This window comes from Streptomyces doebereineriae (assembly GCF_031845645.1).
GTDB lineage: Bacteria > Actinomycetota > Actinomycetes > Streptomycetales > Streptomycetaceae > Streptomyces > Streptomyces canus.
The window spans coordinates 144874-168040 of record NZ_JAVREZ010000003.1; the positions used below are offsets into that span (position 1 = coordinate 144874).

The 23167-nt window shown below is 70.5% G+C and carries 22 protein-coding genes; 3 read left to right on the plus strand and 19 right to left on the minus strand.

Annotation, left to right across the window (positions count from 1 at the left end; genetic code table 11):
* Positions 1-29 precede the first annotated feature (29 nt).
* The 6 genes from RNB18_RS10220 to solA form a co-directional block, all read right to left on the minus strand.
* Positions 30-869 (minus strand): ABC transporter permease, encoded by an 840-nt coding sequence (locus tag RNB18_RS10220; protein WP_311713807.1) that lies wholly within the window; start codon positions 867-869, stop codon positions 30-32.
* Positions 866-1732, minus strand: coding sequence for an ABC transporter permease (locus tag RNB18_RS10225; RefSeq protein WP_311713808.1), 867 nt, complete (start codon positions 1730-1732; stop codon positions 866-868). Before RNB18_RS10225 ends, RNB18_RS10220 begins: the two co-directional genes overlap by 4 nt.
* A 39-nt stretch (positions 1733-1771) precedes the next feature.
* Positions 1772-2938, minus strand: coding sequence for an ABC transporter ATP-binding protein (locus RNB18_RS10230; RefSeq protein WP_311713809.1), 1167 nt, complete (start codon positions 2936-2938; stop codon positions 1772-1774).
* Positions 2931-4025, minus strand: a complete 1095-nt coding sequence (locus tag RNB18_RS10235) for a polyamine ABC transporter substrate-binding protein (protein ID WP_311713810.1) — start codon at positions 4023-4025, stop codon at positions 2931-2933. The genes RNB18_RS10230 and RNB18_RS10235 overlap by 8 nt, the downstream gene beginning before the upstream one ends.
* Positions 4026-4124: 99 nt before the next feature.
* A complete protein-coding gene (locus RNB18_RS10240) occupies positions 4125-4805 on the minus strand; it encodes a haloacid dehalogenase type II (RefSeq protein ID WP_311713811.1) in 681 nt (226 codons plus the stop codon).
* Positions 4806-4918: 113 nt separating this feature from the next.
* The gene (solA, locus tag RNB18_RS10245; protein WP_311713812.1) at positions 4919-6073 is read right to left on the minus strand and encodes an N-methyl-L-tryptophan oxidase; all 1155 of its coding nucleotides are present in this window, start codon (positions 6071-6073) and stop codon (positions 4919-4921) included.
* Positions 6074-6351: 278 nt separating this feature from the next.
* Here solA and RNB18_RS10250 point away from each other — a divergent pair, with 278 nt between their 5' ends.
* Positions 6352-7974, plus strand: coding sequence for a PucR family transcriptional regulator (locus tag RNB18_RS10250; protein ID WP_311713813.1), 1623 nt, complete (start codon positions 6352-6354; stop codon positions 7972-7974).
* 81 nt (positions 7975-8055) lie between these two features.
* On the opposite strand, the gene RNB18_RS10255 is transcribed toward RNB18_RS10250, so the two are convergent.
* The 6 genes from RNB18_RS10255 to RNB18_RS10280 form a co-directional block, all read right to left on the minus strand.
* A complete protein-coding gene (locus RNB18_RS10255; RefSeq protein WP_311713814.1) occupies positions 8056-9096 on the minus strand; it encodes a LacI family DNA-binding transcriptional regulator in 1041 nt (346 codons plus the stop codon).
* A gap of 45 nt (positions 9097-9141) precedes the next feature.
* A complete protein-coding gene (locus RNB18_RS10260; RefSeq protein ID WP_311713815.1) occupies positions 9142-10158 on the minus strand; it encodes a 1-aminocyclopropane-1-carboxylate deaminase in 1017 nt (338 codons plus the stop codon).
* Between the two features lie 29 nt (positions 10159-10187).
* The gene (locus tag RNB18_RS10265; protein ID WP_311713816.1) at positions 10188-10835 is read right to left on the minus strand and encodes a GntR family transcriptional regulator; all 648 of its coding nucleotides are present in this window, start codon (positions 10833-10835) and stop codon (positions 10188-10190) included.
* A 95-nt stretch (positions 10836-10930) separates the two neighbouring features.
* On the minus strand, positions 10931-12511 hold the full coding sequence (locus tag RNB18_RS10270; protein WP_311713817.1) for a TROVE domain-containing protein: 1581 nt from the start codon (positions 12509-12511) through the stop codon (positions 10931-10933).
* A gap of 452 nt (positions 12512-12963) precedes the next feature.
* Positions 12964-14409: an alkaline phosphatase PhoX gene (locus tag RNB18_RS10275; RefSeq protein WP_311713818.1), complete on the minus strand. Its 1446-nt coding sequence runs from the start codon at positions 14407-14409 to the stop codon at positions 12964-12966.
* A gap of 208 nt (positions 14410-14617) precedes the next feature.
* Positions 14618-16042 (minus strand): hypothetical protein, encoded by a 1425-nt coding sequence (locus tag RNB18_RS10280; protein WP_311713819.1) that lies wholly within the window; start codon positions 16040-16042, stop codon positions 14618-14620.
* Between the two features lie 276 nt (positions 16043-16318).
* Here RNB18_RS10280 and RNB18_RS10285 point away from each other — a divergent pair, with 276 nt between their 5' ends.
* Positions 16319-18142, plus strand: a complete 1824-nt coding sequence (locus RNB18_RS10285; protein WP_311713820.1) for an endonuclease/exonuclease/phosphatase family protein — start codon at positions 16319-16321, stop codon at positions 18140-18142.
* A gap of 11 nt (positions 18143-18153) precedes the next feature.
* Here RNB18_RS10285 and RNB18_RS10290 read toward each other — a convergent pair whose 3' ends face one another.
* The 3 genes from RNB18_RS10290 to RNB18_RS10300 all read right to left on the minus strand — a co-directional run bounded on the left by RNB18_RS10290 (position 18154) and on the right by RNB18_RS10300 (position 20252).
* Positions 18154-18888 (minus strand): SRPBCC family protein, encoded by a 735-nt coding sequence (locus tag RNB18_RS10290; RefSeq protein ID WP_311713821.1) that lies wholly within the window; start codon positions 18886-18888, stop codon positions 18154-18156.
* 3 nt (positions 18889-18891) lie between these two features.
* Positions 18892-19488, minus strand: coding sequence for an ArsR/SmtB family transcription factor (locus RNB18_RS10295; RefSeq protein ID WP_062038448.1), 597 nt, complete (start codon positions 19486-19488; stop codon positions 18892-18894).
* A 62-nt stretch (positions 19489-19550) separates the two neighbouring features.
* Positions 19551-20252, minus strand: a complete 702-nt coding sequence (locus RNB18_RS10300; RefSeq protein ID WP_311713822.1) for an antibiotic biosynthesis monooxygenase — start codon at positions 20250-20252, stop codon at positions 19551-19553.
* 79 nt (positions 20253-20331) lie between these two features.
* Between RNB18_RS10300 and RNB18_RS10305 the strand changes: the two genes are divergently transcribed.
* Complete coding sequence (locus RNB18_RS10305; RefSeq protein WP_311713823.1) at positions 20332-21303, plus strand: YihY/virulence factor BrkB family protein; 972 nt, start codon at positions 20332-20334, stop codon at positions 21301-21303.
* Positions 21304-21358: 55 nt separating this feature from the next.
* Here the strand turns inward: RNB18_RS10305 and RNB18_RS10310 are convergent, their stop codons facing one another.
* Genes RNB18_RS10310 through RNB18_RS10325 form a run of 4 tightly spaced genes read right to left on the minus strand, consistent with a single transcriptional unit; the run spans position 21359 to position 23148 of the window.
* The gene (locus tag RNB18_RS10310; RefSeq protein WP_311713824.1) at positions 21359-21862 is read right to left on the minus strand and encodes a DUF3618 domain-containing protein; all 504 of its coding nucleotides are present in this window, start codon (positions 21860-21862) and stop codon (positions 21359-21361) included.
* A complete protein-coding gene (locus tag RNB18_RS10315) occupies positions 21859-22278 on the minus strand; it encodes a phage holin family protein (protein WP_057618328.1) in 420 nt (139 codons plus the stop codon). The genes RNB18_RS10310 and RNB18_RS10315 overlap by 4 nt, the downstream gene beginning before the upstream one ends.
* Positions 22279-22330: 52 nt before the next feature.
* Positions 22331-23023 carry a hypothetical protein gene (locus RNB18_RS10320; RefSeq protein WP_311713825.1) on the minus strand — a complete coding sequence of 231 codons (693 nt, stop codon included), beginning with the start codon at positions 23021-23023 and terminating at the stop codon, positions 22331-22333.
* Complete coding sequence (locus RNB18_RS10325) at positions 23020-23148, minus strand: hypothetical protein (protein WP_263973619.1); 129 nt, start codon at positions 23146-23148, stop codon at positions 23020-23022. The genes RNB18_RS10320 and RNB18_RS10325 overlap by 4 nt, the downstream gene beginning before the upstream one ends.
* Positions 23149-23167 lie beyond the last annotated feature (19 nt).

The following is a 23167-nucleotide window of genomic DNA, read 5'->3' on the forward strand; positions in this document are numbered from 1 at the left end:
GGGTCCTCTGCGGGGAGTTTCGAAGTGGCTCAGGTGAGCGGTTCGACGGGGAGGGCGTGCCGGCCGTCGCGGTGGCCGCCGAGTTTGCGGACCAGGGCGACCAGGGCGAGGGCCAGGACGGCCAGGGCGATGAGGACGGCACTGACGGCGGTGACGGTCGGGTCGACGTCGAACTGCAGGGCGTTGAAGACCAGGACCGGCAGGGTGCGGGTGTCGGGGGTCGACATGAACTGGGCGATGAAGAACTCGTCGAAGCTGGTGATGAACGAGAACACCGCGGCGGCGATCAACCCGGGGGTGGCCAGGGGGAAGGTGATGCGCCGGGCGATGGTCATCCGGTTGGCGCCCATGCTGGCGGCGGCGTCTTCGAGCCGTTCGTCGATGCCCCTCAGCGTGGAGATCATGATGAGGATGGCGATGGGCGCGGCGAGCACGGTGTGACCAAGAGCTATGGCCAGGGGGCTGCCGAGCATGCCGGCCGGTTCGAAGAACAGGAACAGGCCTAGCGCGATGACCACTTGGGGGATGAGCAGCGGAGCCAGGACCAGCCCGTAGACCGCCGTGTGCAGGGGCAGTCGGCCGCGGGCCAGGGCGGTGGCCGCGGTGGCCCCCAGGATGAGGGAGAACACGGTGGTGAGGGAGGCGATGAGGCTGGACAGGGCGATGGAGGTGGCCCAGTTGCCGCCGGGCGCGGCCATCTGCTCGTACCAGTGGGTGCTGTACTCCTTCGGCGGGAAGGTGCCGATGCCGTCGGCGCCGAAGGAGGTGACCAGGATGATGACGATGGGCATCGCCAGGAACAGCAGGATCGCGGTGGCGCTCAGGGCGCGGCCGATGTGTCCGGCCCGGGTGGCGGGCAGTTCCATCATGAGCTGCTCCTTCGTGCGGCCGCCTGCTTGCGGCGGAGCTTGGCCAGGCCGAGCACGCCCAGTCCGGCGAAGGTGAGCAGGAGCAGGATCACGCCGAAGGCGGCGGCGGAGTTCCACTGGTCCTGCTTCATCACCTGCTGGTCGATGAGCGCGGCTACGACGGTCTGCTTGTCGCCGCCCATCAGGGCCGGGGTGATGTAGTAGCCCAGGCACAGGATGAAACTGAGCAGCCCTGCGGTGCCGATACCGGGCGCCACCAGCGGCAGGTAGATCCTGCGGAAGATCGTCAACCGGCTCGCGCCGAAGCCTGCCGCCGCGGCCAGGAGCCGGCCGTCAACACCGCGCATCACGCCCTGCAGGACCAGGACCGTGTAGGGCAGCATCACCGAAGTGGTGCCGATGACCACACCGGTCTCGTTGTAGAGCAGCGGGAACGGGGCCCCGGGCACGTGCAGGGAAGTCAACAGCGTGTTGATCAGGCCGTGGTCACCGAGCATGATGATCCACCCGTAGGTGCGCACCAGGGCACTGATGAAGTGCGGCACCACCACGATCAGCATGGCCAGCGCGGCGAAGACGGGCCGCATCCGGGCGATGGCGTGCGCCAGGACGAAACCCACCAGAAGACTGAGCACCGCGGTCTCGGCGGAGATCCGCAGGGTGGAGAGGAGCACGGACAGGTTCACGCCGCTGAGGGCGTCGGCGTACCAGTGCAGGGTGAATCCGCCGCTGTCGCCCTTGAGGCTCAGCGAGAGCACGCCGATGATCGGGTACACGAACAGCACCAGCAGGAACACCGTGACGGGGACGGCGTTGACCAGGGCGAGTCGGGAGCGGTGCCCGCGCATCGCGGACGTTCTCACACGCACCTTGCCGGGTGCGAGAGCGGTGCCGGCCACGGCTCACCCCCCGTCCGTCGCGTCGAAGACGCTGACGTCGTCCCGGTCGGCGGTGACACACACCCGCTCGCCGGGACGCGGTGGGACGGCGGCGGTCTCGATCCGCAGCGGCTGCGTCCCCGGAGCGGCACCGTCCAGGCGGACGGTGATCCGGGTCAGCGAGCCGACGTAGACGGCGGTCTCGACCGTGCCGGAACAGCAGCCCTCCTCGGCACCGACCATGCGCAGCTTGCCCGGCCGCACCGCGGCTCGCACGCTCTGTCCGGGCACGCAGGGGTGGGCGCGGGCCGTGAGGACGCCGCCGGTGTCGAGGCGCACGCGGGTGCAGTCGTCTGCTCCACCGTCCTCGGCCTTGCCGGTGAGGAAGTTGGCGGCGCCCAGGAAGTCCGCGACGAACGGCGTGCAGGGGCGTTCGAACAGGCCGCGGGGGGTGTCGAACTGCTCGATGCGGCCGTCCTTCATGATGGCGATCCGGTCCGACAGGACCAGCGCCTCCTCCTGATCGTGCGTCACATAGATGACGGTCAGGCCGAGTTCGCGCTGGATGGACTTGATCTCGGTCTGCATCTGGTCGCGGAGCCTCTTGTCCAGCGCACCCAGCGGTTCGTCCATCAGCACGATCGGCGGACGGTAGACCAGGACCCGGCACAGGGCGACCCTCTGCTGCTGACCACCGGAGAGCTCACGGGGCTTGCGGCCGGCGAACTTCGACAGGCCCGCCGCCTCCAGGGTCTCCCCCACCCGGCGGCGGATCTCCGCCTTGTCCACCCCGCGCAGTTGCAGGGGGAAGGCGACGTTCTCGGAGACGGTCATGTGCGGGAAGAGCAGGTACTGCTGGAAGACGAACCCGAAGTCCCGCTTGCCCGGGTTGAGTTCGGTGATGTCCCGGCCGTCGACGGTGATGCTGCCGGAGTCGGGCTCGGTGAACCCGGCCAGCATCATCAGCGTGGTCGTCTTGCCGGAACCGGACGAGCCGAGGAAGGTGACGAACTCACCCGCCGCGATCTCCATGTCCACGCCGTCGACCACCGTCGTCCCGCCGTAGGACTTGGACAGCCCCGTCACCGACAACGACTTGCCCGTCGGTGCGGAGGAGCGAGGGGCCAGGGCGGCGGCGAGGTCGTCGGCGGACAGCTTTGCGGCGGTCAGACTCCGGGTCCGCTCAGGCATCGGCCCACTCCTGCCAGCGCTTGGTGACGGCGTCACGGTTCTTGTCCCACCAGGCGGCATCCGCGTCGAACCCGATCTTGAGGTTCTGCGGCGAGGTCGGCAGCGTGGCCAGGACGTCCTCCGAGAGCAGCTTGGTTGCCGCCGGGACGACCGGGCCGCCGGTGGGACTGAGTTTGGCGAACGCCGCCTGCACCTCGGGGCGCAGCGAGAAGTCGATCAGCTGGTAGGCCGCGTCCGTGTTGCCCGCGCCCTTCGGGATGCCCCAGCCGTTGGCCATCCTGCGGGCACCGTTCCACTGGTAGGCGACCGGCTGCCCCTGCTTGATCAGCTCGTCCGCGCGGCCGCCCCACAGGCTGGTCGCGACGACTTCCTTGCGGCCGAGCAGGACGGCCGGCAGGGCGCCGGTGTTCCAGAACTTCTTCACCTCGCCGCGGATTCGGGACATCGACGCGAACGCCCGGTCCACATCCAGCGGATACAGCCTGTCCAGCGGCACACCGTCGGCCAGCAGCGCGAACTCCAGCTCCGGCAGGTCCACCTCCGCGCTCTGCAGCGAGCGGGGGCCGCTGAAGGAGTGCGTGTTCCAGAAGTCGGCCCAGCTCTTCGGGGCACGCTTGAGGCTGTCCGTGCGGTACGCCATCACGCTCGCCCACACGTTCTTGCCGACCGCGTACTCCGGCAGGTTGTGCTCCGCGATCCCGGCACCCTTGACACTCTTCAGCCGGTCGTGGTCCACCGGCTCCAGACACTCCAGCCGCGCCATCTTCTGGAAGTTCAGCAGTGTGTTGTCCAGCAGGTCCACCTGCGGACGGCCCTGCTTGACCTGGGCGATGATCTGCGCCGACTGGTAGTTGACCGTCGTGACCGTGATGCCGGTCTCCTTGGCGAACGGCTCGTAGATCGCCTCGGTCAGGGCGTCGTTGTAGGCGCCACCACTGTTGCTGACGACGAGCCGCTTCTTTCCGCCGCCCGAGCCGCGGCTTTCGCTGCTGCCCATGAGGGTGCCGCAGCCGGTCACCACGGTGGCGGCGGCCAGCGCGCCTGTGGTGCGGAGTACGGTTCTGCGGCCTATCCGGTTGGCTTCCATCGGGCGCCTCCTGGTGAGGGTCTGGATTCGGGGGAACGGAAAACGCTGGGGTGGGGGGGTCCTTCGGGGCTGTCCGTGCGGGACGGTGTGCGTCGTGATTCAGATGCCGAGCATCGTGTTGAGCTCGTCCAGGGACTTCACCGGCACGTAGTCGTAGCCGTGGGTGACCGGGTCGCAGCCCCGGTCCAGGAGGATGAGGTTGCGGAAGCCCATGTCGTGCATCGGCATCAGGTCGTAGCGGGTGTGGGAGGAGACGTGCACGAAGTCCTCGGGGGACGCGTCGAGTTGGTCGAGCATGTACTCGAACGCGGCGTACCGGGGCTTGTAGTAGCCGGCCTGCTCCGCGGTGAAGACCGCGTGGAAGTCCGCCCCGAGCCGGGGCACGCTCTCCTCCAGGTAGGAGTCCCCGGCGTTGGAGAAGATCACCAGCTTGTAGTTCTCGCCCATCTTCTTCAGCGGTTCCGGCACGTCGGCGTGCGGGCCCCAGCTGCGCACGCCGTCGGCGAACCGCTGGCCCGCGTCCGGCGCCGCCTTCACACCCCACTTGCGGCAGACCCGCTCGAAGGAGTCCTGCAGCACCTGCTCGTAGGGGTAGTACTCGCCGCGGACCTGGTCGTAGCGGTAGCCGCGGAACTCCCGGACGAACTGGTCCCAGTGCTCCGCGGGGATCTGGTCGCCGACGAGCTCACGGGTGATGGGGGTCATGGGCCACTCGATCAACGTGCCGTAGCAGTCGAACGAGACGTACTTCGGCCGGAACTGAAACGACGGAATGGGCATGGAAGAACTCCAGTTCTTTGCTGCAGGAAACAGGCTGCGATTCGGCATTTGTCGCTACTTTTCCGGCACACCTGTGACGGACTTCCCCATGGGGGAGGCGAGGTGACTTCGGGTCAGACGGCGCCGGCTGCGGCCGGTGCCAGGAAGTCGACGGGATGGTCGGTGGTGCCGTCCAGGGCGAGGTCGGCGGCGATCTCGCCCATGGCGGGCGACAGTTTGAAGCCGCTGCCGGAGAAGCCGGCCATGACGATGATGTCGTCCTCGCCGGGGAGGCGGCCGACGAGCGGGTTCCCGGAGTCGGTGTAGCCCTCCATGTAGGCCGACATCCTGATGGGGTCGGGGTTCAGGTCGGGCATCAGCTCGCTGATGAACTCGCGCATGGTGGCGAGTTCCTCCGGGTGGACCGTCCGCTCGAGCCGTTCGGGGTCGGCCACCGGCAGATGGCGCGCGGAGTGGAGACCCAGCTTGAAGGAGAGGCCCAGCTTGACGGACATGCCGTCGGGCGACGGCAGCCCGTAGCAGTCGTGGGGTGTGCTGCGTACGAAGGCGGGGGCGCCGCCCGCGAACCAGTCGTGGCGGGTGGGGAGGTGCCAGGAGCTGATCAGCCGGCGGACGTCGACCGCCCGCGGCAGGTCCGGGAGCAGGGTGTTGATCCAGGGGCCCACGGTGACCACCGCGGTGTCCACGTGACCCGTGCCCTGGTCGGTGACGATGTGCACCCCGCCGCCTGCCGCGGGCGCGATCTCCCGCACCGGGGTGTAGCGGTGCAGTCGGGCGCCCAGCTGCTCGGCACGGGCGGCGGCGGCCTGGATCGACGCCTCGGGCCTGAGGACGGCGCCCATCCGGTCGAGGACGGCGGTGTGCCCGTCCGGGAGGCGGTGTTGCGGGTAGCGGCGGGCGAGTTCCTCCCGGTCCAGTACCTCGTGATCCAGCCGGTGGGTGGAACCGGCGGCGAGCAGGAGGCTCATGGAGGGCGAGGCGGTTTCGCCCATCACCAGGCATCCGCTGCGGCGTCGCAGAGCGAATCCGGTCTCGCCCTGCAGGTGGTCCCACATCCGGTCGGCGAGCCGCAGCAGCGGAATGTAACGGGGTTCGCCCAGGTGTGCGGCTCGGAAGATGCGGGTCTCGCCCCCGGCCGCACCGCGGTCGTGACCCGGCGCGTACCGGTCGTAGCCGATGACCTCGGCTCCGCGGGCGGCCAGTCGCCACATGGCCTGGCTGCCCATGCTGCCGGCACCGATCACGGCGACGCGCTTCGGGATGCGCATGAGGTCGCTCCTTTCGATGGTGTGGTCCGGGTGGCAGTGGGCCCCAGCACGGTGCGGACATCGTGGGGACTCTTCCGGTTCAGGTCCCTCTGGGGATGGCGTTCACTCTCGGCCCGGGGGAACCTGCAGGTCAACCCACACTGTGTTCCACCTGACAGCCTTCTCGAGACGGTCTGTCACTGCGGACGACCGGGCCGCACAAAATGCCGGGCCCCTCTTGTCACGGTGAGTGGCCGGTGCGAGGGTGACCCCGATCCCCTCGGATGAGAGCACCCCCTATGCCGCCCAGACGTCCCGCAAACGGGCACTTCCCCACGATCACGGAAGTACTGCGCCTGCCCGTGCTCGCCGAGGGGATGCCGCGCGTGCTGGCCGGTGAATCACAGCTGGACAGGTCGGTGCGCTGGGTGCATGTCACCGAGCTGCTCAATCCCGCCGATTTCCTGGAGGGCGGCGAGCTGGTGCTGACGACCGGCATGCCGTACCCCGAGGACGCCTCCGAGCTGCGGGACTACGTCGACCAGCTCGCCGACGTCGGCGCGGCCGGTCTGATCGTGGAGCTCGGTTACCGGTACCGGAAGGTGCCCGGCGAGCTGGTGGCGGCGTGCCGTGCCCGTCAAGTGCCGCTGGTCGAGCTGGCCCGTGGCGTCCGGTTCATCGACGTCACGCAGACGGTGCACGCGCTCATCCTTGACGCCCAGGGAGCCCTGCTGCGGCGCGGGAGGGACATCCAGGACGTCTTCACCGCCCTGACGCTGCGGGGTGCGGATCCCGAGGAACTGGTGCACACCACCGCGGAGCTCACCGGAGCCCCGGTGGTGCTGGAGGATCTCAACCACCGGGTCCTGATGTGCGAGCTGCTCGGCCGGCCGTACGAGCCGGTGGTGTCGGCCTGGTCGCGGCGTTCACGGGCCGCCCCGACGCCGGAGAGGATCACGCCGAGCGGCCCGGAAGGCTGGCTGATCGCGCCGGTGCAGGACCACCAGGGGCTGTGGGGGCGGCTGGTCCTGCTGGAGGGCAGGCTGAAGGCGGAGCCCGACCCGGAACACGTCCTGGTGCTGGAGCGGGCGGCGGTCGCGCTGACCATGGCGCGCCTCGCCGGGCCTGCCTGGTGGGAGCGCCGGGCCCACCGCTCCGTACTGCGGGACCTGTACGAACGGCGTTTCCGCTCCCCCGCGGACGCGCGCGCCCGCGCCGAGGCACTGGGGCTCCCGACCCTCGGGCACCGGCTCTTCGCCTTGGTCATCCGCCACACCCACACCGGCAGCGAGGGTGAGCACCTCGACGAACGGATCGCGAAGGCGCTGGCGCAGACCGGCGTCCGCGCCCTGGTCGGCGAGACGGCCCCGGGCCGGATCGGTGTACTTCTGGCACTGGCACAGGCGAGCGCCTGGCAGCCGGTCGCCGAGCGGATCGGCCGTCTGACCCGGGAGGAGCTGGGACCGGAGGCCGTCGTCGCCGTCGGCCCCGGGGTGACCGACCTCGCCGGGATCGCCCGGTCGTGGCAGGAGGCGGAGCAGACGGCCGAGGCCATCACACCGGCCTCCCCGGAGCGCTGGTTCTACGTCCCCGCCGACGTCCGACTGCCGGAGTTGCTGGGCGTCCTGCGGGAGGACACCCGTCTTCAGCGGTACGCGGAACGGCAACTGACCCGCCTCATCGAGCACGACGACCGCAACAACGGCGATCTGCTCCCGGCACTGCGCGCCTATCTGGCGGCGGCCGGGAACAAGTCGGTCGCGGCGAAACGCGCCGGCATGTCCCGGCAGGCCTACTACCAGCGCCTCCACACCATCGAACGGCTCCTCGGCTGCGACCTGGAATCAGGCCTGCAGTGCACGTCCCTGCACGTCGCGGTGCTGGTCCTGGACGCCGGGGAAGCAGCTGTTCCCGGCGCATGACGGGCACGCCCGCGTCGTCTCCGGACTCCGTACAGCCTGCCAGGCAGGGGGAAGAAACCGACGCCTCGGATACGCCAGGTCTCAGGCCGAGGCGCGTACCACCAGCTCAGGTGCCACCCAGGCGTCCGCGCCGGTCAGCGGCTTCTCGCCGGCCCGCAGCCGCGCGACCTGCTCGACCGCCAGCCGCCCGAGCCGGCGCTTGTCGAGCCGCAGGGTGGTGAGGGCGGGTTCCACCAGTTCGCCCAGGGAGAGCCCGTCGAAGCCCAGCACGGCCAGGTCCTCCGGCACCCTCCGGCCCCGGCGCCGGGCGGCCCGTATCGCGCCGACGGCGATCAGGTCGTTGAAGCCGAACACCGCGGTCAACTGGGGCCGGGCGTCGAGGAGTTGCTCCATCGCCGCCTCGCCGCCCGCGACGCCGTGGCCGTCCGACATCGCGATCCAGCCGTCGTCGACCGGCAGCCCGTGCCGCCGTACCTCGGCCAGGAACGCCTCGCGACGGGGGCCGGGGGTGAGCCGGTCCCCGTCCAGCATGCCGATCCGCCGGTGACCTGCCCGGACCAGGTGGGCGATGCCCTGTTCGAGACCCGCCGCGGCATCGATCCCGACGGCCGCGAACCGGGTCTGCTGCGGGCCGCGTTCCAGCAGGACGAGCGGCAGACCGCCGAGGTACCGGGCGAGGACCTCGTCGTCGTTCTTGAAGTAGCCCATCACGGCGTCCGCCTGGTGGGACAGCACGCCGAGCGCCTCCCGCTCCTTGGCACCGTCGGTGCGGGTGTCCCACACCACGACCTGCCAGCCACGCTCCTCGGCGGCCTCCAGCACCCCGGCCGCGACCTCGGGAAAGAACGGATTCATCAGGTCCGGAATGACCAGCCCCGCGGTCACCGTCCCCTTCCGCACCAGCCCGCGCGCGAACCGGCTGGGCCGGTAGTCCAGCATCCGCACGGCTTCGAGCACCCGCGCCTTGGTGTCCGGGTCGATCTCGCCCTTGTCGTTCACCGCCCGCGAGACCGTCTGCCGTGACACTCCCGCGAGCTGCGCCACGTCGTGAATCGTCGCCCGGCGACGAGGACCGTCGGACGCGTGACCACCGGGCTCCCGCTGCTGCTCGTCGGTCCACATGCAGTGCACTGTATCCAGCCCTCACGGGAACGGGCCCGGCCCGGGCTAGAACAGCGCGCTGTACCCGTTGAGGGCCGGCTGCCCTCCGAGGTGGGCGTAGAGCACGGTGGAGTCCGCGCCGATCTCGCCCCGCCGGACCAGGTCGATCATTCCGGCCATCGACTTGCCCTCGTACACGGGGTCGGTGACCATCCCCTCGGTGCGGGCGGCGAGGCGCATCGCCTCCAGCGTGATCGCGTCGGGGATGCCGTAGACACCCGCGTGGTAGCGCTCGTCCAGCTCTACGTCCTCCTCGGTCAACTCCTTGTGTACGCCGATGAGTTGCCCGGTGCCGTGGGCGATCCGCGCGATCTGTTCCCGGGTGGCGACGGGCTTGGCGGAGGCGTCGATGCCGAGCACGCGCCGGGGCCGGCCGCCCGCCTCCTCCAGCGCCCGGAACCCGGCGACCATGCCGGCCTGGGTGGAGCCGGTCACCGAGCAGACCACGACCGTGTCGAAGAAGACGCCCAACTCGCGTTCCTGGTCCGCGACTTCATAGGCCCACGCGGCGAAGCCGAGGCCGCCGAGCGGGTGGTCGGAGGCACCGGCGGGGATGGCGTACGGCTTGCCGCCCCCTTCCTCGACATCCCTGAGCGCCTGCTCCCAGCTCTCCTTGAACCCGATCCCGAACCCGGCCTTCACCAGCCGTACGTCGGCCCCGGCGAGCCGGCTGATCAGGATATTGCCGACCTTGTCGTAGACGGCGTCCGGCCAGTCCACCCAACTCTCCTGCACCAGCACGCACTTGAGCCCGGCCCGGGCGGCGCAGGCGGCGACCTGACGGGTGTGGTTGGACTGGACCCCGCCGATCGAGACGAGGGTGTCGCAGCCCTTGGCGAGGGCGTCCGCGACCAGGTACTCCAGCTTGCGGGTCTTGTTGCCGCCGTACGCGATCCCGGAGTTGCAGTCCTCGCGCTTGGCCCACAGCGCGGCGCCGCCGAGGTGCGCGGTGAGGCGCTCCAGGCGGTGGACGGGGGACGGCCCGAAGAGGAGGGGGTAACGGTCGTAGGACGAAAGGGGCATGGGGACCTCCCGGGTCGGTCGCTGTGGGCTCAGTCGCTGTCGGCCAACTCGGCAAGGCCCCGCCAGATCTCCGCCGTGACCCGGACCGCCTCGTCCACGTCACCGGCCGCGCAGGCCTCGATCAGCCGGTCGTGCAGGCCCGCCGAGCGGCAGTTGCCGCCCTCGCCGAAGCGCCGGCGCTCCAGCCTGCGGATGAGAGGGGTGTAGCGGGCGGTGGTGGCGGCGGCCGCGCGGTTGCCGCTGACGCGGACGAGGACGTCGTGCAGGGCGTCGTCGGCGTGCAGGGCTTCGTCCACGTCACCGGCGGTGACGGCGGCCGCGAACCGTGCATTGGCCGCGCGCATCGTCTCGATGTCGGCGGCGAACAGCCGGGGCACGGCGACCCGCGTGACCAGTTCGTGCATGGCCCCGACCACCGCGGCGGCGTCCCGCACGTCGGCGGCGACGACCTGGGTCACCCGCGTGTAGCTCTGCGGCTTGCTCTCCAGCAGCCCCTCGTCGACGAGCCGCGCGAAGGCCTCCCGCACCGGCGCGCGCGACAGCCCGAGCCGCTCGGCGAGATCGGCGTCCCGCACCACCGCTCCGGGCTCGATCTCCCCGGCCACGATGGCGTCCCGGATGGATGCGTAGGCGCGGTCCCGGAGAAGCGTGCGGGCGAGTGGTCGGATGGCCTCCATGAAGTGAAATGTTAGATGTCAATCATCGCCGCGCACAAGGGCTCGGACAGGTAAGTGGCCCGCACCCCCCGTGAGGTGCGGGCCACGTTCGGGGCTCAGGCAGCCCAGGGCCAGTCGGCGTCCTGGGCCGCCTCGAGCAGCGGAACCATCCGGAAGGCCGCGTCCGAGAGGCCTCCGAAGGTGTGGCGGTTGCCGGTGCCGGAGGGGCCGTGGCCCGCCCGGTACCCGGCGAGGTTCCAGGTGTAGACCGGTACCTCGGCCGGGATCTGCTCGGTCGGGCCGCCGTGCCGGTTGTACGTGTACTGCTCGTCGGTGACGATCAGCACCCGGTCCTGTCCCCGGTAGTGCGCCCGGACGGCCGAGGTGGTGTCGGTGCCGCCCAGGTCGCCGAAGCGGCTGAGGATCTTCAGCACCGACTCGCCCTCGCCGAAGGTCAGACGCCGGCTCGTGGTGCCGAACTCGACGAGATCCGCGTCGGCCGCCCGCAGCGCGAGCGCCGTGCCGAAGATCGCCGCCGCGTCGGCCCGGTTGAGCCGCGAGCGGTCGGACAGCCGCGTCCACATCGAGCCGGAGCGGTCGACGAGCACCAGGGTCCGGCCGGGCAGCGCGGGCACGTTGGCCAGCGAGTGGCCGAGCGCCTGCTCCAGCGGGTAGGACCAGCGCAGCGACGGCGCGTGCTGGTACGCGGCGAGGTACCGGAAGGGGAACTGCCGCGAGCGTACGACCTCCGCCGGATCGCTGATCCGGGCCGCCACCTGGGCCGCGACCTCGTCGGAGACTCCGGCCTCGTCGAAGTTGCGCAGGTTGCGGAGCAGTGCCATCGCGCCCATGGACGGAATCACGGCCTCCCAGGCCGCCCTGTCCATCGGCCCCTGCAGCCAGCCGGCCAGCGCCTCCCACGTCATCCCGGCCGCGGCCAGCCGCTCGGCCCCACCCCCGGACGTGACCACCGCACGCCGTCGGCCGGCCGGCACCGCCATCAGCTCGCGGTGCGCGGTCAGGACCCGGCTCGACTCGGGCGGCACGGCCGTGTCCGGGTTGTGCCGCCGGTCGAGGGCGTACTGGAACAGCTCGCCCTGCCACGGCTTGTCCGGGTCCGGCGCCGCGTGCACGAGGTTGAGGATGTCGCCGAAACGGTAGCCCTTGGACGCGGTGTCGTACTTCAGCAGCGACTTGCCGTGGTACAGACGGCGTACGGCGTCGGCGATCCCGCGCTTGACGGGCTTCGGGACGTTACGGCCGTACTGCGCCGTCCAGTAGCCGAGGAACTCGCCGGGCTCGTCGGGCCGCTGAAGTACGGAGGCCACGACCTCGCGGTTCGAGGGGCCGTCGGTGGCGCCCGCGTCGAGGCGCGCCTTGACGTACTCGGCGGCGCCCACGATCGAGGCGGTACGGAGGTTGCCCTCGCCGCGCAGCCAGCCGAGCAGGCCGGCGGTCCAGGCCGGGTCGGTGACGGCGAGCTGCCGCACGAGCGTGGCGAACCGGTCGTCGCGGTCCGCGCCGGACTCGTAAGCGGTCTGCTGGGAGACGAAGTTGGCGATCGCGAGCAGAAACAGCTCGGAGCGTGCGTCACGCTCACGGCCCCGGCCGCCCTCGTACGTCCGCAGGATGCGTCCCGTCGACGTCACTCGCGAGGTGGGACGGGCCCGCGCAGCCTTCTTGTTGAATCGCGTCATGGTGAATTCCCCCGAATTCGTTTCCGTTTCGGAGGGAGACTCAGCAAATGGAGGGTGCCCGAGGTCGAAGTCGACTGCGGTGCTTATAAACTGGCGCGTCTTCCGTTCCGCCACACCGACCCTGAGTCAATGACGGGATTCGAACCCGCACGAGGGTTTCCCCCCACCAGTTCCCGAAGTATCCGCCGCCTGCGCACCGGGCACCCAGCATGAGCTGCGCCTCCCGAGATCAAAATGCTCGCACCGGGAGGTGCATGAAGTTGTGGTGTCCAGAGTTCAGATCGGCGGAACCGACATTAGGTGCTCTGCCTCTGAGCTACACCGGCACGTGGTACCGGTGGCGGGATTCGAACCCGCGGCCTCCCCATTAAGAGTGGAAGTAGGTCCTGCCTTCGCACCTGGACGTTCATCACTCTAGGAGGCGTGCCGCGGGCCGGGCGAGCGAATTAAATTCAGCCGCGCTTCTGCCGCTTCCACGGCCCCGTGATCGCCAGCATGATTCCCGGGGTCTGGATGTTGGCGTACAGCGTCCGGCCGTCGGGCGAGAAGGTGACGCCGGTGAACTCGCTGTACTCGGGCTCCTCTTCGGTGCCGAGGTTCAGTTCATTGCGGGCGATGGGGTACGTGCGGCCGCTTTCGGTGGCGCCGAACAGGTGCTGGACGCCCTCGCCGTCCTCGGCGATGACCAGGCCGCCGTACGGGGAGACGGTGATGTTGTCGGGGCCGTCGAAGGCGCCGTCCTTCGACGGGTCGGGGTTCACACCGAGGAGGACCTTCAGGGTGAGGGTGCGGCGCTTGGGGTCGTAGAACCAGACCTGGCCGTCGTGCTGGACGGGGCTCTCCTCACGGGCGTACGAGGAGACGACGTACGCGCCGCCGTCGCCCCACCACATGCCCTCGAGCTTGCGGGCGCGGGTGACCTGGCCGTCGGTGAACTGTTTGCGGACGGAGACCGTCTTGGCGTCGCGGTCGGGCACGTCGACCCAGTCGACGCCGTACACCGTACCGATCCTGGTGGCGCGGGAGAGGTCGTCGACGAACTTGCCGCCGGAGTCGAAGCACTTGAAGGCCTGCAGGACCCCCGCGTTGTCGTCGAGGGTGCGCAGCTTGCCGCGGCCGTGGTGGAAGCCCGCCGGCGGGGTCCAGCGGAAGAGCAGGCCGTTGGGGCCGGAAGCGTCCTCGGTCAGGTAGGCGTGGCCGCGCTTGGGGTCGATGACGACCGCCTCGTGGGCGTACCGGCCGAACGCCTTGACGGGCTTGGGGTCGCGGTTGGCGCGGCGGTCCTCGGGGTCGACCTCGAAGATGTAGCCGTGGTCCTTGGTCATGCCGTTCTGGCCGGCCTTGTCCTCGGTCTCCTCGCCGGTGAGCCAGGTGCCCCAAGGGGTGCTGCCGCCCGCGCAGTTGGTGGAGGTGCCGGCGATGCCGACCCACTCGGCGACATGCCCGTGGCGGACCTCGACGACCGTGCAGCCACCGGAGGCGGCGGGGTCGTAGACAAGGCCCTCGGTGAGCGGCACAGGGTGGGGCCAGTTGGCACGCGGGCCCTTGAGCTCGTGGTTGTTGACCAGGAGGGTCGCGCCGCGGGGGCCGCAGAAGGTGGCCGTACCGTCGTGGTTGGACGGGGTGAACTCGCCGGACTCCAGCTTGGTCCTGCCGCTGTAGGTGATGACCTTGTACGTGAACCCGGCGGGCAGCGCGAGCAGGCCCTCGGGGTCGGCGATCAGCGGCCCGTAGCCGACACCGCCGTGGGCGCCCGCGATCTCCGCGCCCTCGCTCTCGACGTCGGTGGCCGCGAGCGCGTTGGGTGCGGTGGCGAGGGCGCCGACACTGCCCGCCAGCGCGACACCGGCTCCGGTGATCGCGGATTTCGCGGCAAAGTCCCTGCGGGTGAGCGACATGGTGTCTCCTGAGACGGTGGGTATGCCGTGGAGGGTGGGGGACCTCGGGTCGGCGCAACGGTCCCGCCCATGTCTGAACACCAGCTGAACAGCGAGAGGACTCAGGGGAGTGGCTTGAATGAATCAACACAGGGTGATGGGGATTCCTTTAAGGGGCGCGGGGAACTGCGCGATCAGCCCCCACACACCCGCACCCGCCGTTCGACGGTCAACCCCCTTGCTGCGACCGCGCCTTGAACGCAGCCTTCCGCGCCTCCTTCGCCACCCGCTTGTCCGGATGCAACCGCCCCATCGCCTCCAGCACATCCGCGGTGGCCGGGTGGTCGACCCGCCAGGCCGCCGCGAAGAACCCACCGTGCTGCTGGGCCAGTCCTTCCACCAACGCCTGCAACTCCTCGGAGTTCCCCTCCGCGGCCAGCTGCGCGGCAATCGTGTCGACGGTCAGCCAGAACACCATGTCCTGGGAAGGCGGGGGCACATCCCCGAACCCCCGCTCGGTCAGCCAGACCCGGGCCAGCCCACCCAGCTCGGCGTCGTCGAGGACCTCCCGCAACGCGGGTTCGGCGACCGCACCGACCAATGACAGCGCCTGCTGACACCGCAGCCTGCGCAAGGGTGCGCCCGAGTCGCTCCCCCGGGCCGCCGTCAGCAGTTCCCGGACCGCCGCGAGAGGTTCACGCCGGTCCAGCCACTGCTCGGTCTCGGCCTGCGCGGCGGAGGGCGGGAACGTCGAGGTCCCGTCGAGCAGCGCGTCCGCTCCCTTGTCGGCGAGATCGCCGACGGCCGGTGCCGTGATGCCCGCCTCCAGCAGCCGCGACCGCAGCCCGTACAGCCCGAGTGGGGTGAGCCGGACCATGCCGTACCGGGAGACGTCGGTCTCGTCGACGACCGCGGCGGGCTCCTCGTCGGCGTCCGCCATCAGCGCCTCGTCGACGGGCTGGTACTCGACGATCCCCACCGGCTCCAGGACCCGGAACTGATCGTCCAACCGCATCATCGCGTCGGACACCTGCTCCAGGACGTCGTTGGTCGGTTCGCCCATGTCGCTCGGCACGATCATCGACGCGGCGAGGGCGGGCAGCGGCACGGGGCCGTCGCCGGGGCCGTCCTCGCTGACCGTGAGCAGGTAGAGGTTCCCGAGCACACCGTCGAGGAACTCCTGCTCGGCCTGCGGGTCCCAGTCCAGGGAGGCGAAGTCGACCTCGCCGCCGTCGTCCATGGCGTCGACCAGATCGTCCAGATCCGGCACGCTCGCGTCGGCCAGCGCCGTTTCCAGCGCCGTCAGCCACACGCCGAGCACGTCCTGCGGGGACCCGGACAGCAGAGCCAGGTCCTCGCCGGTGGCGACCGTGCCCTCCTCCTCGTCGACGATCTCGACGAGCCCGGTGTCGACGGCCACCCGCCAGGCCTCGCTCGCGTGGGCCGCCGCCTCGTCCCCGGTCAGTCCGAGGTGTGCGGCGGCCGCGGGCAGCTGCTCCTCGGCGAGTCCGCCCCCGGCGTCGACCCGCGTGTCCTGGCCGGCCCAGCGGGCGAGCCTGGCGGCCCGGGCGAGCAGCGGCGTGGACAGGGCGTCCCGCGCCAGCTCCGCTTCGGGGTGCAGCCGCACCGGCGGCAGGGGGGAGCTGTCTGACATCGGCTGGTTCTCCTAGGACGCGTCGTGCCACTCAGCCGCTCAGCGTAGACGGATATCCACCTATGCCGCCCGGTTCATGTCCCCGACAGGGTCCGTACATGGCTGAAACCTTGACAACTGGACTGACCAGGCAGGAGATTGACGCGCGTAGAAATCCGGCGGACATCTGTTCACTGTAGTTTCTACGCGCGTCGCCACCGCCCCACAGGTCGCGGCTCCCACCGTTCCTCGTTCACCCTCGTCCCGGCGCCTACGTTCGTCCCCGGAGGGATCCCGTTGCCGAGCAAGAAGTCCGCGCGTCTCGCCGCGCTCACCGTCGCCGCCCTGTCGGCGGCCTCCACCGTCGTCCTCGTCTCGCCCGCCCACGCGGCCGGCGTGAGCATCCATGACATCCAGGGCGCGACCCGGATATCCCCGTACGCCGGTCAGAAGGTCGCGGATGTGGCCGGAATCGTCACCGGTGTGCGCACCTACGGTTCCTCCAAGGGTTTCTGGATCCAGGATCCGAACCCCGACGCCGACCCGGCCACCAGTGAGGGCGTGTTCGTCTTCACCAGCTCCGCCCCGAAGGTGGCCGTCGGTGACGCCGTCACGGTCAGCGGCACGGTCTCGGAGTACGTCCCGGGCGGCACGTCGACCGGGAACCAGTCGCTGACCGAGATCACCAAGCCGACCGTCACGGTCGTCTCCAGCGGCAACGCGGTCCCCGCCGCCACGGTGATCGACGCGAGGTCGGTGCCGGCCGCCTACGCCCCGGCGGGCGACCCCGCCGCGGGCAACTCGATCAACGGCCTGACACTGGAGCCGAAGAAGTACGCCCTGGACTTCTACGAGTCCCTGGAGGGCATGAACGTCAAGGTCGCCGACACCCGCGTGGTCGGCGCGACCGACCCGTACACCGAGCTGTGGGTGACGGTGAAGCCGCGCGAGAACACCACGCGCCGCGGCGGCACCCTCTACGGCTCCTACACGTCGCAGAACACCGGACGCCTGCAGATCCAGTCGCTGGGCTCGACCTCCGCCTTCCCCGTCGCGAACGTCGGTGACGTCCTCACCGGCTCCACCGCGGGCCCGCTGGACTACAACCAGTTCGGCGGCTACACCCTGGTGGCGAACGAGATCGGCACGCTGAAGAGCGCCGGTCTCGAGCGGGAGACCACGCAGAAGCAGAAGAACGGCGAGCTGGCGGTCGCGACGTACAACGTCGAGAACCTCGACCCGACCGACGCCACCTTCGAGGAGCACGCCTCCGCGATCGTGAACAACCTGAAGTCGCCCGACATCGTGTCCCTGGAGGAGATCCAGGACAACAACGGCGCGAAGGACGACGGCACGACCGCCGCCGACGTGACGGTGAACAAGCTGATCGACGCGATCGTCGCGGCGGGCGGCCCGAGGTACGAGTCGCGCTCGATCGACCCGGCCAACGACACCGACGGCGGCGAGCCGGGCGGCAACATCCGCCAGGTCTTCCTCTTCAACCCGGAGCGGGTCTCCTTCACGGACCGCGCGGGCGGCGACGCCACGACGGCCGTCGGCGTGACGAAGACCCACGGGAAGGCCGCGCTGACGGTCTCCCCGGGCCGTATCGACCCGACGAACACGGCCTGGAACAGCAGCCGCAAGCCGCTGGCCGGCGAGTTCGTCTTCCGTGGCCGCACGGTCTTCGTGATCGCCAACCACCTCAACTCCAAGGGCGGCGACTTCGGCCTGAGCTCGGCGACCCAGCCGGTGCCGCGCAGCTCGGAGATCCAGCGCCACCAGCAGGCGACCCTGGTCAACGCCTTCGTCAAGGACATCCTCGACACCCAGAAGAACGCGGACGTCATCGCCCTCGGCGACATCAACGACTTCGAGTTCTCCGACACCGCGAAGATCCTGGAGGGTGACGGCGAGCTCTGGTCGGCTATCAAGTCGCTGCCCAGGAGCGAGCGTTACACCTACGACTACCAGGGCAACCAGCAGGTCCTGGACCAGATCCTGGTCAGCCCGTCGATCCGGCGCGGCTGCGACTTCGAGTACGACAGCGTGCACATCAACTCGGAGTTCAACGACCAGATCAGCGACCACGACCCGCAGGTGCTGCGCTTCAAGCCGTAACCCACGAGGGGTCAGGCCTGGTTGAACACTCCGTTCAGCCAGGCCTGCCACTCGCTCTCGCACTCCTTGATGTCGGAGTCGGGTGCGAAGTCGTGCAGGGAGATCCCGACCGGGTGGCCCCAGTGGTTGCGGCCGAAGACGCGGGTGAGGCTCCGCTCGGTGCGCAGCCCGATGAAGTACGGGTTGCGGAAGTCGACCACGGCGTCGAAGGTGTCCGGCCCGTGGACCGTCACGCGCGTACCGGCGGCCACGTCCTCGCCGACGCCGAGCGCCCGCCCCACGACGGCGAGGGCGTCGGGGGCCTTGGACGCCTCGGGTCCGTCGAAGGTCGCGAAGGCGGCCGGGCGGGGCGCGAAGTGGGTCAGGTACTCGCGCAGGGTGTGCAGATAGAAGTCGGTGTGCTTGGCGGCGCCGTCGTACTGGTTGTCCCAGTCGTCGACGAAGATCCCGCTGTGCACGTACCGCACCCAGGCCCGCCGGCCTTCGTCACGGGGTTCGACGGTGTAGTCGAGCTGGTTGAGGCTCTGCTCGGAGATGCCGTCGACGTCCTCGACCCGGTTGGTGTAGCGGTGCGGCGGATCCCAGGCGGTGATCGTGGACCCGAAGGGCCCCTTGCCGCCGACGCGGGGCTCGGGCGGCTCCATCGGCCACAGATAGCCGCCGGTTCCGGTGGTGATCGCCTCCCACACCTGCTCAGGGGTGGCGTCGACCTCGAACTCGCGGGCGATCTCGAACTCTTTGGACATGATCTACTCCAACTCGGTCTGTTTCAGCGTGGGATGGACGGCCACCACGATCCGGTGGTCACGGCCCCCCTCGGCGTCCGGGGCGTCGTACTTGCGGATCAGGCCGGTGACTCCGGCCGTCAACTCCTCGATGAACGCGGCCCGTTCGGCGGCCGAGGCGAAGCGCACCTCGCCGTCCAGCGCGTACGTCGCCAGCCGCTTGCGGGCCTTCGCCGCGCCGGTGATCAGCGAACCGACATCCCGCACCAGCCGGGCACCCAGTGCCAGCAGCCAGCGCGCGGAGAGCTGGTCTCGGAAGCGGTCCGGGTCGGGCTGTACGGCGGCGAGGGCGAGGGGTGAGATCACGTACGACGCCGCGGTCGCCCGCATCAGCCGTTCGGTGACGTTGCCCTTGCGGCGTTCCCCGGCGAGCTCGACCAGGCCGTGCCGCTCCAGCGCCTTCAGGTGGTAGTTCACCTTCTGTCTGGGCAGCCCGACCTTGCCGGCCAGCATGGCGGCCGACGCGGGGCCGGCCGCCAGCTCGGCGAGCAGCCTCGCCCGTATGGGGTCCAGGGAGACGGCTGCGGCCTCGGGGTCCTCGATCACGGTGACGTCCAGCATGGGTCCACCGTCTCACCGAACACTTTTTTTGTCCAGACGGTTCGAGTTTTCGGTGGGAGGCCCTAGCCGGGAATCAGCCCGAGAGCGTGGTCGTACCTGCTGACCGTGGTGCTCTTCAGCCCCGGCCAGGTCTGCACGCGCTCCCAGCGTTCCGTGGCCGAGCCGATCCCGTCCCCCGGCGCGGCGAGCGCGTCGAGATGGGCCTGGGCGCTCTCCCACTCGGCGTAGTTGAGGACGCGGGTGCCGTCGGTACTGAGGTGGAAGTGGGCGCTGATACCGCCGGGGTGCGGGTTCGGCTCGCTCTCCAGCGCGTCGAGGACGGCGTCCACCCAGGCGCGCTGGCGGTCGGGGTCGGGTCCGTCGAACTCGATGTCGACGATCACGATGCAGCCGGGGACGCGCGGGTCACCGTCCCGGGCGACGCTGCGGTAGTGCCGGTAGCGGCCGAGGCCCAGCCGCTCGATGCCCGGAACGACGGTGTCGATCTCGTCCACACGCTCCTGCCGGTGAGTCTTGACGAAGGCCTCGTAGGCCTGCTCGCTCACCCACTGCGAGTAGTGCATCAGGGTGGCGGTGTCGTGCCCGCGGTAGAGGTGATAGCCGAGCAGGCCGTCGGCGGGCCAGGGCCGCCGCTCCCAGACGGCGGCGACGGCCTCGACGGTCTGCCGCTGGCGCAGGGGGGTGCCCACACGCCAGTGACTGAAGAAGGGGGCACCGGCGCGAGGGTCGGTCAGGTCGGGGTGAGTGTCGGTACGTCGTGTCATACCGACCACCCTTCAACCTCAACCAAGATTCAGGTCAAGTCGGCGGTTCGGGGGGTGGTTTCGGGAGACCCGCCACGGCATGGACGAGCAGGCCGAGGACCAGCCGAACAGCCCCTCCAAGTTGCCCGCGCGATCCTGGCGTGCGGTGCTGCGGCGCACGGCGAAGGAGTTGCTGGACGACGAACTCGCCGACCGCGCGGCGGCGTTGACGTACTACGGCGTCCTGTCGCTGTTCCCCGCCCTGCTGGTGATGGTCTCCCTGCTGGGCGTGGTGGGACAGCGCGCCACGGACAAGATCCTGGACAACATCGGGGACCTCGCGCCGGGTCCGGCCCGGGACATCCTGCGGGACGCGGTGGTCCAGCTCGGCGACAGCGGCGGCACGGGCAGCGTGCTCGCGATCGTCGGCCTGCTCGCCGCGCTGTGGTCGGCGTCCGGGTATGTCGCCGCGTTCATCCGTACGTCCAACGCGGTGTACGACCTTCCCGAGGGGCGTCCGGTGTGGAAGCTGACGCCGCTGCGGCTGGCGCTGACCGTGACGTTGATGCTGATGCTGGCGGCGAGCGCGCTGATCGTGGTGTTCACGGGCCCGCTGGCCGAACGGGCGGGCAGGGCGGTGGGGTTCGGCCACGCGGCGATCGCGCTCTGGGGCGTGACCAAGTGGCCGGTGCTGCTGCTCCTGGTCGTCCTGATGATCGCGCTGCTGTACTGGGCGGCCCCCAACGTCCGCGGCCGCGGCTTCCACTGGATCTCGCCGGGCAGCGTCCTCGCCACCCTGGTCTGGCTCGCCGCCTCCGCGGGCTTCGCTCTCTATGCCGCCAACTTCGGCTCCTACAACAAGACATACGGCACCCTCGCCGGCGCCATCGTCTTCCTGGTGTGGCTCTGGCTGACGAACCTGGCGATCCTGCTGGGCCTGGAGTTCGACGCGGAACTGGCCCGGGAGCGGGCGATCGTCTCCGGCGAGGCCGAGCCGGCTCAGGAGCCGTACGTGGAGCCCCGGGACACGCGGAAGTGGCCGCCGAGGCTGCGGGCGAACCGCGGGCGGTGACGGTACGCACAAGGCTGGGCGCGGGCCACCGCCCGCGCCCAGCCGTACGCACCGCTCACTTCTTGGGGTACCGCCACGACACCACGACGACCGTGGCCACTGCCGCGCCGACGATCAGCGTCGGCCGCGGATGCCGTATCGCGGCCATGACCAGGGGCCGGGCCGGCCTGGGCACGCTGTGCTCCGCCCTGCGCTCCAGGGCGGCACTCGTCTGCGAAGCCTTGCCCTGGGTGACATGGCCGGCCCGCAGCGTCCGGTCCTGGACCTGGTGACCGGACTTCACCGCCTTGTCCTGGACCTTGTGTCCGGCTTGCGTGGCCCGGTCGTGCACGGTGTGACCGGCCTGTGCGGCGCTGCTGCGCAGCTGCACGGTCATCGCGCCCGCCTTGTCCCTGAGGTCTGCCGCACGGGCCCGTGCGCGGCCCTTCACGTCCATCTTTCCTGCCAACTCCTCTACCGTGTCGCCGAGTTCGCTGCGGGTCCGCTCGATCTGGCGCCGCAGCTCATCGGGTCCCTTGGCCCCCGTCACGGGGGGCTCGCCGCTCGTCCTGTCCGTCATCGGTGCGCCCTTTCCCTGATCTCCTCGACGTCCGCCTTGACGCTGCCGAGGGCCTCCTCGGGCGTCGGGGGTGTGGCACGGCGCAGCTGGGCGCGACCGGTGGCGGCGAGCACCCCTGCGATCACGAACAGCACGGCCGTCACGATCAGCGCCGAGGCCCACACCGACAGCACCAGGGAGAGGGCGGCGGTGGCCGTTCCGGCCAGGGCGAGCAGTCCCGCGTAGGCGAAGGCGCCGGCCGCACCGAGCAGCCCGCCGCCTTTTCCGGCCCGCCGGCCCTTCTCGGCCAGCTCTTCCTTCGCGAGGGCGACTTCTTGCCGCACCAGCCGCGAGACCTGTTCGGTGGCCTGTCCGACGAGTTCGCCCACCGAGTGATGTTCGTCGTGCACCGGCCTGGGGGCCGTGGTTCCGGTCACGGTGTTCCGCCTCCTCTCGGTCGGAACTCCCGGGTACCCGGCCCGGCCCCCGCTACCCCTGCGGACCGCCGTCCGGGCCAGGCTGTCCGAGCCGGGCCAGCTGGCTCTGGAACCAGTCGAGCCGGGCCTGCAACAGAGCCGCCTCGGCGGCCAGTTCGGGCACCCCGAGACCCTCGGGCGTCCCGAGGTCACCTTGCGTGAGCACCGTGGCGGGCCGTGCCACCACCCGCAGCCCCTCTCCGGCCAGCCGCGCGAACCCGGCGAGCGAGACGGCCGTACGACCGCGCAGGCAGCCCGCACAGGAGGGCGACAGGGCCCGCCAGCCGGGTCTGCCCCAGTCGGCGTCGGCGAGGGCCGCCGCGACCGTGCCGCAGGCGCAGGGTCCGACGGTGGCGGTCCGCACCCGCTGGCGGGCGTAGCGGAAGCCGAGCTCGAAGCGGAGGTAGCGGCCGAGGACCAGGACGTCGAGGAGGACGGCCGTACGGTGCTCGGCCGTGCACAGCAGTGCCTCGGCCGCCGCGCGGTCGTGCACGCAGTGGAAGCCGCAGTCGCAGCGGCGGTTCGGCGCCCGGTGCCGCAGGCCATAGACGCAGGACGCGTCGGCCAGGACTCCGTACGGCAGCGCGCCGCCGAGCGACACACCGGTGAACCCGGCCCGGGTGCCGTCCTGGGACAGCACCGGGTGGGCGATCTTGTATCCGGTCGGCGGCTCCGTCGGGCGTTCCTCCGGAAGCCGCAGTCTCATCGGGCCGCCGGAACCTCTTCGGGAGCCTTCAGCTCCTTGATCTCCTCGGGGAGCTCGAGCTCCTCGTCGTGGATCTCCGGCCGCTCTTCCGCGACTCCGGTGGCGAGTGCCTTGCCGAGCTTCATGACGCCTCCAGGACCAGGG